General features: G+C 45.7%; 2 protein-coding genes. Both read right to left on the bottom strand.

Annotated elements, in window-relative coordinates:
• Positions 1 to 37: 37 nt before the first annotated feature.
• Complete coding sequence (locus OCV37_RS03985) at positions 38 to 6,727, bottom strand: SDR family NAD(P)-dependent oxidoreductase (RefSeq protein ID WP_084717481.1); 6,690 nt, start codon at positions 6,725 to 6,727, stop codon at positions 38 to 40.
• Positions 6,717 to 14,675 carry a type I polyketide synthase gene (locus OCV37_RS03980; RefSeq protein WP_038182355.1) on the bottom strand — a complete coding sequence of 2,653 codons (7,959 nt, stop codon included), beginning with the start codon at positions 14,673 to 14,675 and terminating at the stop codon, positions 6,717 to 6,719. Before OCV37_RS03980 ends, OCV37_RS03985 begins: the two co-directional genes overlap by 11 nt.

Genomic DNA, 14,675 nt, shown 5'->3' with positions numbered 1-14,675 from the left:
CCATCCCTGTAGGACAGCCATCAATCCAATGATTCAATTAATTCAAGAGCAGCTCTTCAAGCATACGATTCACCGGGTTTTCACCACGAACCAAACCTTGTGGTCTTGAACAGTCCCGTCGTTCAAATGGGTAAGTTGGCATCAATCGACGCTGGCAGTGACTATGTTCGAAATACACATCCCAATTCACTGTTCGTCCACCGCACCAAAGTGTCCCTAGCGCGTTTCGCCATAAACTGTCATCTTTGCTTGACACAACATTCAGACAATGGTGACCGACGCCTTCAAAATCTGATAAAAGTAAAGAGCCACCACTCAGACTAGTTCTCTCCAACGGAATCCGTCCTAACTGAGATGGTGCCTCAGAAACGCCATGCAGCAATTGTTCGATCGCACTCTCCCAAGTGCATTCCTGCCATAACACCGCGGTAACCAACCACATATCATCACTGAACAAAACTTTGTCCGGTTGAATACCCACAGACATCAGCCATCGGATTGTCGCGTAATGCACACAAAACCAGGATAATTTCAGTCGTAAGGCTGGACTGATATCAGCTTGACTGACATTGTGAAGATCGATACTTGCGTACTGGAGGATGCTTTGTTCTGCCATGTGTAATGAATCAACAAACTGCTGTTGTCGGTTCATGGCAAGCGCTTTCAATGGCGGAATATCTGTACTCAATGTTAAACAAAAAGCGACTTGCTCTATGGACTGAGGTAACGGCAACTTATCCTGATTCATAGATGTTTCTATTGCTCGCAGTTGCACAATCAGATCTTCATAACTATCTGGGTATAAACACATGGTATGTTGATGGCGACAACGGCCAACAAGTGATGAATAACAACTATTGGCCAAAACCGTGTCCCTGTCTTCTGAAGTTGGTAAACTTTCCAATGCGGAAATATAGCGTTGACTCAAGGCCAGTAATGCTGTTGGTGTTCGAGCTGACAGACAGAAAATTCGATCATCAGAATTCTTACTATATAACTGAGCCTTATCATTGTCATAGGCAGCCACGACCAAATGTGCATTTGTGCCACTAAACCCGAATGAACTCACTGCACACATTAACTCATTATTTTCTTTGTCTTTTAATGCGACAGGTGTAGTTGGAATACGAACGACTGATTCGTCTATTTCTAATAACGGGTTTAATTGATGGAGATGTAAGTTGGGCGGAATCTGTCGATGCTTAAGCATTAACAAAACTTTCAGCAGCCCCACCGCACCCGCAGCACTCTCTGTATGTCCTAGGTTACTTTTCACTGAGCCGACATAGAGTGGATTCTCAGCATCATGGTGACTTCCATAAGTTTGTTGCAGCGCTGACATTTCGATAGGATCACCCAGCTTGGTGCCAGTACCATGTGCCTCAACATAACGGATCATTGACGGCTGTAGATTCGCTTTGGTTAGCACCGACTCAATCAGGTTGGCCTGTTGAAGGGCACTTGGCGCAGTCATACTCTGACCTTGTCCATTCTGATTGGTCGCTCCACCTTTTATCACCCCCCAAATCACGTCGCCATCTCTCTCTGCATCGGACAAACGCTTGAGCAAAACCATAGCACACCCCTCGGAGCGAATATAACCATCGGCCTCACTATCAAAAGTCCGGCATCGACCGCTTGGAGACAACATACCTGCTTTAGATTGAACGATATTATTGGCGGGTGAAAGAATCAGATTCACTCCCCCAGCCAAGGCAACCCGACAATCTCCCTGATTAAGATGTTGTGCCGCGGTTAGCACCGCCACTAAAGATGAGGAACAAGCCGTATCAATCGCCATACATGGCCCTTTCCAGTCAAAGTGATACGCAATACGACCAGGGATCGCACTAATATGGTGGCCCTGACTCATTAACCCCGTAATCGCTTTAGTATGTCGTTGTGATAGATCTGCAAAATCAGAAGGCCCGGGGCCAATGAAGATGCCTCCCTGATCCGCGAGAGATTCTGGCGTGTAGGCCGCTGATTCAATCGTCTCCCAGGCAACTTCCAGAGCAATACGCTGTTGTGGATCCATATATTCGGCTTCACGATCACTCAGTCCGAAAAGTTGGTTGTCAAATCCGTGTACATTTGTAATCTGTCCGCCATCATTCGAATACATACGCCCATTCGCTGACACATCATCAGAATAGAAACGATTGATATCCCAACGGCTTCCATCGAAAGGACTCACTAAGTCCACACCTCCGATAAGATTGTTCCAGAAAGCCTCAATCCCATCCGAACCGCCAGGTAAACGGCACCCGACACCAATAATCGCAATATCTTGATTATCCATCCTTACTGGCGATGAGGACACTGGTGGCGACAGAGTCTGCGCTGCCTCCATCGAAGCACTTTCTTCAGCAACTATAGGAGCTGCATGGTGAATCGAGTGTATACCGACAGTTTCTGTTTCTTCAGCTCTCGCTTTATGTTGTTGACGCAATTCGTCCAGAAGCAAGCGGGACACACCATCAATCGTCGGCTTATCAAACATGAGAGAAACCGGTAGTTTCAAATCCAATTCGGTGGCAAAACGATTTCGTAATTCGACCGACAACAAAGAATCCATCCCCATGTCGAGCACCGAAGTTTTCGGATCAATGTAATCTTCGCTGTCGATAGCTAAGACTTGACGAATCGTGGTTTCAACATATTTTGCCAACTGGTGTATGGCAACCGTGTCATTTTGTCGTTTCAGTGCGCTTGCTAAATCACGGTGGTTGTTATCCTCATGATGGGAAGATGCATCAATGGTGGCAGACTGCGAAGCCTCAAGCGTCGTTTGTGTGAATTGAGATAATAGAGGCAGTGGCACTCGTTCCGCCAAATAAGCATTGATACGCGGCCAATTAAATTGAGCAATGACTGACTCTGTCTGATGCTCGGTCAACGCATCTAGCATAGAGGACAACGCTAAATCGGGGTCAATTAGAACCAAACCAGAGCGCTCGATCTTATGGTTTAATCGTTCATCACTTGCCATCCCAACATCTGACCAGGGTCCCCAATGTATGACCGTAGCGGGCAATCCGACGGCACGACGCGAACGCCCCAATGCAGCGGTAAACCCATTCGCACTGGTATAGTTGGCCTGCCCTGCCGACCCTACCAAACTGGCTATCGATGAAAATAAAAGGAATAAATCCACATCAGTGCCAGACACCATCTCTTGCGAGAGACGATGTAGATTCAAAGCCCCTACAACCTTTGACTGAAAAACTTGTTGAAATTGTGTATGAGTCAGATTCTGTAATGATGCATCGGCTAGTTGACCAGCACTATGAATAAAACCAGCTAAGGGAAAATTGGCTGACGATTCAACGGCACCACGTAAGGCATCATAATCTTGCACATCAGCCTGAACCAGTGTCACGGACATTCTTTCCCGTTTGAGCGTCGCCAATCTCTCTGCGACATCGGGCGCTTCACTTCCTCGACGTGACACAAGCAATATTTGACCAGCCCCGGCACGGGATAACCATCTCGCTACCGAGAGCCCGATGCCACCCAATCCCCCTGTAATTAAGTAGGCTCGATCATGACGTACGGTCACCGATTTTGAGAGCACTCGGTCAGCTTTTGCCAAGCGATGAATATATCTGCGTCCCTGACGAAATGCCAAATGATTTTCATCATCCTTCGAGTATAATACAGTCACAATCTGAGCGAATTTATCGGCCGCTAAGCTATTAGGATCCAGATCGATACACCTTGGACGCAACTGCGGTTGTTCCATGCACAACGTCTGTATAAATCCATTGACCAGCCCATCAACCACATTCACTGCAGTCCGCTCAGAAATACTTTCAACCCCTTCGGTAACAACCCCAAACCGGAACTGACTATAATTTGTGCGTTCTAGAAGCGCCTGTGTCAGGTTTAATAACGCTTTAGCACGTTGTTCAACCGCGGTCACGATGGTTTCATGGGACTGACTGTCACTATGCCATCCCGTAGAAAAGCTATCATGAGGTCTAAACCAGACGAGTAGCTCTACAGGCGTGGAACGATCAAGATGGTATTCAGTCAATACCGTGTCGATCACAGCTCTTTCTTGCCACCCTTTGGGCAGAACCCCCAACGTTACCTCTGATGGTAAGTTCTCCATCGGTAAGTCATCTATCGGCCCTTCAATCAGAATAACACACGGTTTAATGTCAGACACGGCTGCCAGCGTTACTGTTTCCTCTTGCCATAACACCTTAAATCGATGGCAATCTTCAGGACTGACTTCATGTAATTGTTTCGTTTTGGCATTCTCAGGCCAATAATGGCGACGTTGAAAAACATAATTGGGCAGCACGAGACGTCGGGGACGAGTACCACTATATAGCCCTTCCCAATGAAGTTTTAGACCCGCTTCATACAAGGTAGCCCAAATAGTGTCCCAATCTTTTGCATCCTCATGCTCGCCCAATAGGGGAAGCACTGATGAGCCTTCTGCTGTTTGAAAACCATCCGTAACACTGAGAAACAGCGTTTTTCTATCTACGCCGCTATTTAACAGCGTTCCTTGATTTGGCTCTTCTAACCAACCCCTGAAGCTTTCGATGTCCTGATAAAGTGCTGAACAGTTCCCACCATGCCATATATCAATCAGAGAAACCGATGGGATGCCAAGTTGCCAACCTATCATTGCTTCTTTGTGCAGACATACTCTGAGATAACGCAAACCATCCTGATGCTGAATCATGCCAACAGCACTGGCAGCAGCCAATTTACTACACAAATCAGTCCCAGTAATCGCAGTAAATGCAACACCCGCTGTCCGTAATGTTTGGCAGAGGGCACATAGCACAAGATAAGAAGCTTCTTCTTTACCTAGCGCATATTTATCTAAATCAATTAGACCGTGTAAATCAACGTGGGTATCAGCAAACGATGCTTCAAATATTGTTTTGAAATGCTGAGCAAAAACTGAGCTAGATTTAGAAAATTTCTGTTGTAGTCTCTGTGCATCTTCCCCTAAATCACTCAAAATCAACACAATACCATCATGATCGACTTTGGGCGCATATCTATCATGAGAAAAGCTGGAAATCGCCCTATCTAAAGATTCTCTTAGCGTACTTAGCGCCTCTCCATCCAAAGCGATCCGTACCGGGAAATGATCTCGTCCCACTTGACTGGTATAGGCTAACGCCTGTAAATCTAGGCTCTCATCGGAAATATAATCACGATAACGCAGCATCAAATCCAACAGCGCTTTGGGAGTTTCGGCGGAAATGGTTAACAGTTGTGGACTTCGCCATGTCACTATTGGTGATGTGAGCTGTACATTGCTCACAATTGCGTGCGCATTTGATCCACTGAAACCAAAAGAATTCACAGCGCCATAGTGCAATTGGAATGGTTCAGACTCGGATTCTGAAGGGGAAAATGACTGTGTTTCTGTCGCGATTTCTACGCCATCCAGTAATCGGATATGAGGATTTAAACGAGTGAAATTACGCTGTGGAATGATTCTGTTTTTTGACACACATAAAGCCAGTTTAATAAGCCCCGCAACACCCGCACTCGCCTCGGTATGTCCAATCAATGCTTTCACTGATCCAATTTTCAATGAATTATCTTCACTCCGCTCCTGACCATAAACAGACTGGATTGAATTCATCTCAATCGGATCACCCAATGGCGTACCGGTCCCATGCGCCTCAATGAAACGAACTTGCGATGGTTGAATCCGCGCTTTTTTGAGGGCAGTTTGCATCAACTCAGCTTGTGCCGTTGAACTAGGTGCAGTTAATCCCTGACTCCGCCCATTATGATTGACAGCTGTAGCTGCAATTGTGGCCACCACTGGATCACCATCTGCCAGGGCATCAGACAAACGTTTGAGTGCGACAACGGCACACCCTTCACTGCGCACATAACCATCTGCTTTCTCATCAAAGGTCCAGCATTGACCTGTTGGCGATAACATACGAGCATTAGAACTGACGATAGACGCTTCTGGAGAAAGGATAAGTGAACTACCACCAGCGATTGCATAATCACATTCATCCTTGAGCAAGCTTTGACACGCCAGATGCACCCCCACTAGAGAAGAAGAACACGCCGTATCCAACGTCATACACGGCCCGCGAAGTCCTAGAATGTATGCTAACCGACCAGCACCAATACTAAATGCTTCACCAGATGCGTAATAAGGGGAATGCTTTGCATTGACACCCATCATGTCTGGCGCATTCAAGTGAAGATAATCTTTATTCATCATCCCGATGAACAAACCAACCGATTTTCCTTCAAATTCTGAACAGGCATGACCACTATTTTCAATGGCTTCCCATGTCACCTCTAACAAAAGTCGTTGCTGTGGATCCATAGATTCAGCTTCACGCGGCGTAATAGAAAAGAAGCTCGCATCAAACTTATCCACCTGATCCAACAAACCGACAGAACGTGTATGAATTTTCCCAGCCACCTCAGGATTGGGATCATAAATCCCCTGCATGTGCCATCGTTCATCAGTCATCTGAGTGATTGCACTTTCCGATGAACACAAGAGTTTCCAATAGCTATCGGTGTCCACCACACCGCCAGGAAATCGACATCCAATACCAACTATCGCAACTGTGTCATCCGGTTGCATAACCTGCTGATTGACATCAAGTAGTTGTTCTCTCTGCCGAAGTGCCAGAGCTAACAACTGATTTTTTGACAACTGATTCAGTCTTTTTAGGTAACTCCCTTTCCACGAACTGGATTCACTCATCATCTATCTCCTCACTCAATAAAGCAGTAAGTAGTTCGTCATCAAGATTCTCGATTTCATCTAAATCCTTGTCTATCTCAAAGAAAGATTCATGGGACAAACTGTCATCATTGATGGGAACACTATCATTGCTCTGGTCTCTCAACGCACTCCGTTCCAATACGTATTCCGCCAACAAACTGAGCGTTGGATAGTCAAACATCATGGTCGTCGCAAAAGTTGCACCGACACTGGTGGTTAACATTGAACTGAGTTCAACACTAACAATGGAAGTAACACCATAATCAGAGAACGGTTTGGACGGTTCAATCACGTCGGGAGATAGACCCGTTAATTGGGCGATTTTTTCTGCCACAAAACGACGGGTACGTAACACCTGTTCTTCACCTAATGCCCCTTCTAAAACCGATGCCAACGAGACAGAGACCTGCTCTTGTATCGGTTGGGTACGCAATGAAGACAAAATTTGCGGCAGATATTTTTCCTGATTGATGTGTTCAATATGCCACTGAACAACACAACATTGTGCTTCATCCGAATTGAGCAAAGCAGTAAACAAATCATCACTACAAGCGCTCGGATCAATCCCCGTCATAAAATAACTCGCACGCTCTAGCGCCATCTGAGACAAATCAGACAGCATTCCCGTCTCTTTCCAGGGGCCCCAGTTAATCGATGTTGCCCTAATACCTTGTTGCCGTAGATAATGCGCATAACTGTCCATCACCGCATTGGCTGTTGCATAATTCGCCTGCCCTACAGCCCCCAAAATACCGACGATAGAAGAGAATAACCAAACGAAATCAAGAGACTCTGTTGCAAACGCATCCACAAGATGTTTCGTCCCCTCAACCTTAGGGGCATAAACCCGAGAAAGCATTTCCTGAGTCTGATTGACGAGCAACGCATCTTCCACAACTCCGGCTGCGTGAATCAGTCCTCGGACCGTGGGACCTTGCTCTAACTGCTTCATCACATTGGTAATATCGTGCGGCTCTGTCACATCACAGCGAAGCAGAATAATCGCTTGACGTTTTTGATTAAGGTGTTGCACCCAAATGGGTAATTCTTCAGGAAATGACCGTCCCAACAGTACAATCTGCCCTGCGCCTTCTTTATGAAGAAATGTAGTAATGTATTGCCCAATTCCCCCGAGCCCACCGGTGACAATATAGCTGGCATCACCCGAGATTCTGATAGATTCAGTCGAGCTTGTTACTGGTTGAAGCACACGTTGAAATAAAGCGCCCTGTCGTAACGCAAAATGTTCAGGCCAATCCGTGGCTTCTGTAGCCTTGAGTGTCGCATTAGACGTCAGCAAAATTTGCTCAGCCTGACGACGTGCTTCTTCCTCAGTTTGTGTCGGTGCAACATCAACAAGGGTGAGTTCATGCGTAGCGACTTCGGCTCGTAGTGTATTCACCAACCCCCAAAGCCCCGCACCTTGGTCAACATCCATCTCGTCAGTTTTCAAAACCGGATAGGCATGTGATGTTAGGAAAATAGCCCGCGATAAACGCTCTGTATCTGTTGAGGCTACAAACTGAGCCACAGCTAAATCAAGTTCATACCGCCCCCTAGCATGAGCACCATTAGTCGGTTGAGTTAACCACCAACTATGAACGAGTCCAAATGGTGTCTCTTGTGATGTCGAGAAATTCATTAACTGTCTGGTAAATATGGATGGCTTCTGAGCCTTCTCCCATTGCAGCACTTCAACTCGCATCCCTGCCGAGGTCAGCACATCGATAATTGCCTGCCCCTGACCATTATCATCAGTAAGTACCAACCAAGCAGGGATTTGTTCTTTGAGTGAGACAAGTGATAAAAGCTCAGCTGATACCTCAGATGCCATCCAATCGGGACGATAAATCTCCGGTGTACTGCTCGGAATGGCTTGCAAACCTAGACTTTGGCGATTCACCCACACGCAGTTCAACCCAACAATATTAACTAATAATTGACCTGCAATGTCATAAATTGACATGTTGGCTGATATGCCACGGGTCGTCGACTGACACACACATGCGACATTCACTTCAGACGGAAGTGACGACAACCAAGTAAACTGCTCAATAATGACTGGGAGTAAAAGTTGGTCATGGTTAGCTTCTAAATCATCGATGACGACAGCGAGAATGGTTTGGAAACACCCATCCAGACTCCATGGCGTCGCTGCATAGCCTGCATTTGGCGTTGTATTAGAAAATCTGAGTGTCGTGACCAAAGTATTTCCAGCGCGCCGAACATTCCGAATCCCTTGGAACGGAGGCCGATAGGCATAGCCTAATGCTGAAATTCGTTTATAGAACGTTTCTCCCTGCATGACAGCGTCACTGGTTAATGGCAGATCAACAGTTGTGACTTCCTTTTCCCAAGCATCCTCCGGACCAAACGTCAGTGCTTTCATTGCTGTTCTTGCATACAAGGATCGGGGAGCCTTCTGATCCGCCTGCCATGCTTCTAATTGTATAGAAAGCATATTGCCCGAATCACCTTCTGAAACTCTCACTTGAATATAGGTTTCTTGTTCATCAGACAGTGTCAACATCTGTTCGAGATGCATATCTCTAAGCTCTACGTAACCGTCTCGCTTCAAACAACACATCCCAGCCTCTAACGCCAACCCAATGTAACCACTGGCAGGAAATAGACTCTCGCTGCCAATCGCATGCGCCCATATATCACGGTCACGCTTTGGTTCGATACGGTTCGGAAAGATACCAACTAAGTTAGGCGTAGCAGACTGCGGTTGTGATTCGGTCTCTTTGTCTATATCGCGCCTTGTATCCTGTTCTGCGCTATCATCGACGGAGACAGATGTAAGAGCGTGCTCTTTCGAAGACTCAGTGAGCCAGTATTTGCTTCGATCAAACTGATAAAGTGGTACGTCAGAGAGTCTCGTCACGCTTTCATGAGGATAAAAACGCCAATCAATGTCTACACCAGACTGACTCAACCGAGTAAAGAGACTCGCTAGATTATGGTTCTCAGCATCGACAAGAGTAGAAAGCCAAAGCGTATTTTTATCTGCATCAATCAGTAAACCCATATTCGTCAGAATCGGACGGGGGCCAATTTCGACCACCATATCGACCCCATGCTTCAGAAGACTTCGTACAGATTGCTCAAAGTTCACGGGTGAGCTGATATGATCAGTCCAATATTGGCTATCCATCACCTCGGTATATCGATCACCAGTTAAGTTTGAAAAAAGATCTGACTGTGGTGCCTGATAAGTCAGTGGTTCCGCTATCGCTTTGAATGGTTCGAGAATAGGGGCCATCAGCGGAGAATGGAAAGCTCTTTCCACGGTGAGTGGAAATGTTTTCATCTTCAGTTGTTCAGCATTTTGAACAATGCGCTCGATCTGTTCTGGATCCCCCGATATTACCTGATTTGAAGGCCCATTCTTCGCTGCAATAGAGACAAGTTCATAGCCTTCAACTAAGCACTCAACATCGCTCAATGGTGCAAGAACTGCAACCATCTTACCCATTGCAGTTTGTTCATCCATCAACTTACCGCGATAAAAGAGCAATTGGATCGCGGTTTCGAGGCTAATGACTTTGGTATAACAAGCTGCCGCATACTCTCCGACGCTATGTCCAAGAACCGCTTCAGCTTCAATCCCTGACTCCCGTAACATTTCAGAGAGACTATATTCGATACAAAATAACGCGACTTGAGTATAGCGAGGTTGGTGGATCAGAGTCTCATCATTCCCCCAAAGAAGCTCAAATAAATCAAATTCACCATACGTCTGAACGAAAGCGGCACACTCTGACAGGTGTTGATGGAAAACCGGACTAAAACGATCCAGGCGAGAAGCCATCCCCTTATACTGAGCCCCCTGACCAGTAAACATAAATGCGATTCTGGGTTGAACCGATGAAGTAACAGGCGGATTCTCTGAGGATAAATTTTTTAACTGCGCTTGCAGAGACGTTTTCAGTGTCTCAAGCGAATCAAAAGGAAAAGAGATTCGGTAACAATGCTGCGTACGTCCTTGTGTCAGTGTTTTCGATAGTGCAGCAAGATTGAGTGTTGCCCCGTGCTGATCGATATACGTCAGCAAAGCAAGGATATTCTGCCGTAACGATTGAATCGATTTGGCAGAGATAACAGCGGGTAATGGGCTACGTCCATGCCACTGCTCAGAGTCAGGCATGTGAAACTCTTCTAGTACAATATGAGTGTTACTACCGCTGAAACCAAAAGAGCTAATCCCAGCCAATCTTGGTTGGCCTTCGGTCACTTCCCAGAACTCACCTTGCGTCGGTACATCAATGTCAGCCTGCGCAATATTCATCAATGTATTCATATTTTGAAGATGCAGATGTGGTGGAATCCATTGATGTTGCATCGATAAAGCGACTTTGATGATACCAGCCATCCCTGAAGCCGCTTCTGTATGGCCTAAATTGGTTTTCACTGAACCAACTTTTAATGTGTTCCGACGTGCCGTACCATCACAGAAAACCTGTCTGAGTGCCTGCATCTCTACAGGATCCCCTAGATAAGTCCCCGTCCCATGCGCTTCGATATAACTGACATCCTCAGCTTTGTATCCGGACAACTGCACAGCTCGACGAATCACATCTTCCTGAGCGAGGCCATTCGGTGCCGTAAGACCATTGGTGCGTCCATCCTGCATCAATGCGGCCGATTTAATCACTGCGTGAATAAAATCCCCATCCCGGATTGCATCGGCTTTTCTTTTTAACAGTAGGAAAGCCCCACCTTCACTTCGCACATAACCATTGGCCTCAGCATCAAACGTTTTACAAAGCCCATCGACAGACAACATTCCTGCTTTTGCATAAGCTAAACTCAAATTTGGGGAAATCATCGTATTGATCGCGCCTGCCAGTGCTATTTCTGCGTTGCCTTCAAGAAGATTCTGACATGCTGTATAAATCGCACTACTCGAAGAAGAACATGCGGTATCAAGTGTGAGCGTTGGCCCACGGAAGTCAAAAAAGTACGCCAACCGTCCTGCTGCTGTCGATAAAGCATTACTACCACCAAAATAGGCATCCACCGCATCAACACCTTGTCGTAAGGTCAGCGTTTGATAATCTTGTGTATAAGCGCCTAAAAAAATACCGACTGGGTGACTTGCAAATTGTTCAACATCCATACCGGCATTTTCAAAAGCTTCCCAAGCAAGCTCTAGCAAGATACGTTGTTGTGGGTCTAAGGATGCGGCTTCCGCAGGGGTAATATGAAAAAATTCCGCATCAAACTTATCTATGTCTTTCAAAAAACCGCCACGATGGATGTGTTGCCAACGTGTATCTAATGTCTCCAATTCGGATTGAAATTCTCGCCATCGGGTCTCCGGACGCTCACTAATTACGCACTCTCCTTGTGTTAAGACCGACCAGAATTCCTCAAGTGTTTCAATCCCTTGAGGGAAACGTAATGACATGCCAACAATGGCAACGTCAGTCTCTTGCGACGATTGAACTTCGGAGTCAGAGCGTCCGACATCAGATACAGACACGCGGTTAGGCACTGCCTGTCGTCCCACAAGCGATGCATGACTCAGCTCTGCTTCAGGCTGTACGTAAGATTTGTTTAATTTATCGATGTAGTCAGCGATCGCGACTGCCGTTGGATAATTGAAGAAATACGCAGGTTCAAACTCAATACCAAATGCACGATTAAGTAAAAGACGGAGTTCCATCAATCCCATGGAATCCAACCCTAGCTCCTTTAACGGCAAATCATCTCGAAAATCACTTGGTGTTTTCATTATCTGGCGAATACAATCTGACACGATAGTAATTGCCCGCTCTATATCTCTTGTTGCTCTCGGTTGAGTTTGATTTGGTCTTTGAAAACGTTTGCTCAGGTCATAGCGGATCAGAACCCCTGCACCTTCATTCTCTTCATCCTCTGGACGTGTCTCAGGCACTAAACCCTCTATCGAAGCCCCATGGCTAAAATGAAAGCGCAATAACGGTTCAATTGGATAACCCTGAGCATCTTTCTTAAAAATGTATTCTTCCAATGGCACAGATTGTTGAGCATATGCCACGCACCGTGTTACCCCATACACTGCTTCGACTTTCGGGGTGAGTGACGCTAAATCAAGCGTATGCTCTAAAAGATGATCCCCCAGCGACAAAAATTGATAATCAGGATCTGAACTAAGCCCCAAGAGTTGCCAATATCGACCATCATTATTATGAGCATTCAAATAATTTGCATAACCCAGAGAAAATATCGGCTCGATTTCGTCAATGCGTTGAGAATAAAGTACACTAACAACACGCCCTTCATATTCCACGACGAGTTGACCTTTAGGAAAGGTGCGATGACGTCGCTCAATCTCGGTTGTTGAAAGTCTCATGTGCTCAGGCCAACAAGCCCGATCAATGGCGAGCACAGCCGGCATATCATCTAAGACAAAAGGCCTTACAATGACCTGCTTAGGCAAGAGCTGCTGCAATACAATACGAGAAAAAGGTGTTGTTTTGGGATATCTCGACAATGTCTCTCGGTTAGGATACAAACCTGCACAAGCGAGTGCTTGATGGAACATTCCAGCATCGACTAAAACTTGTCCGGACATAGCGTGATAGAAATCGAAATGGAAACTCTCTGTCTGATTAAAATATTCGCGCGTTAAGCTAATGGGTAAAGAAAAAACTTCGAGCAGAATTAGTCCATGTTTCCCCAAAATACTTGACCACCGTGTCAAATACTCACAGAGGTCTTTGAACACCGTATCAGAGTCAATCCAATCACCTCTACCATTGACAAGAATATGATCATCTCTGGGGATCATGTCTGTCGGTGCTGCCTCAATATTGATGGGTCTATCATGATCTAAAAATGAACGTACATGTATAATTTGATCAACATCTGTAATGCCGTATGACCGTAGATCTGTCATCAAATCCTGAGGCTTACCAATATCCCCAGGTAACAACAGATGAGGGAATCCATCCAATGTCTTTGCTGATTCCAGCAAGGATTTCTCGTTATAATCAGCACCAACCAAAAGCAGAGGGTATTGTTCTAGATACTGTCCTCTTAAACTATTTTTAGTGATTTCCTCATAAAGTGTTTTTAACAACGCACCATCGCCACACCCCATATCGACGATATAATTAGGTTGCTCTGAGACAGGTGTTCGATTGAAAATCTCAACGATAAACTCTGCCAAATCGAAAAAATACTTACCATGTTGGAAGCCGCTCCCAATCACATTAAGGCTTCGATCGACATGGACTTCATGTCCCAATTCATCACGGTCAAACACTTGCTTTGGGTCACCACAAAGTAGTTCTTTAAAATTCAATAACATTGGCCGGTATGACACCATAGTAGCCATGGTCAACGCACGATTACATAAGTGCCAACCAGCCTGATTAAGGACTAGTTTGTCTTCTTCTAACAGGTTTTTCCGAGTCAGAAAATACTGTACATCAGACCAAATACTTTCGTGAATATACTGTTCAAGTAAACTGGACTGGATGTTTTCGTCCTGACCGAGTCCTAATTCAGCGAGCGCCAATAAAAACGGCACCATGATCACGCCATCCATGAGCTGCTGCGTTTCTTTATCAGTTTTACCCCAATCATCGACTGACAAATCGAGCCAAGCTCTCACCTTGTTTTTATGAGTACCATTCAAAAAATAATCATAGAAATCGATTTTATAAACTTCAATCATTGTGTCAGGTAGACGCCAGTCATGATTTGTATCCGGACTCAGTGTATATTTTTCCCGGTCTGTCGTTGTGACATAACCCAGTGCATTCAGGGTTCGAAAAATCAGTCGGCTATAACCAATGTTGGCCGACAGCTCTTTTGTTATTTCCTGTACGCTTACAGGTCCCTTTTCCAACGCAGTCATGATACCTGTCTCTTGACAAACCATTAGCATCGGAATTGCTGCGTAGCCATGAAGGTAGGTATTAACGACTTCCAGCAT

Source organism: Vibrio rhizosphaerae (assembly GCF_024347095.1).
GTDB lineage: Bacteria > Pseudomonadota > Gammaproteobacteria > Enterobacterales > Vibrionaceae > Vibrio > Vibrio rhizosphaerae.
The sequence above is the reverse complement of the archived record's forward strand: the minus strand, read 5'-3'. Positions and strand labels throughout refer to the sequence as shown.

Bases quoted from the DNA above. Each gene is read 5' to 3' on its own strand.
- OCV37_RS03985 (WP_084717481.1), bottom strand. From the start codon at position 6,727: ATGATGAGTGAATCCAGTTCGTGGAAAGGGAGTTACCTAAAAAGACTG.
- OCV37_RS03980 (WP_038182355.1), bottom strand. From the start codon at position 14,675: ATGCTGGAAGTCGTTAATACCTACCTTCATGGCTACGCAGCAATTCCG.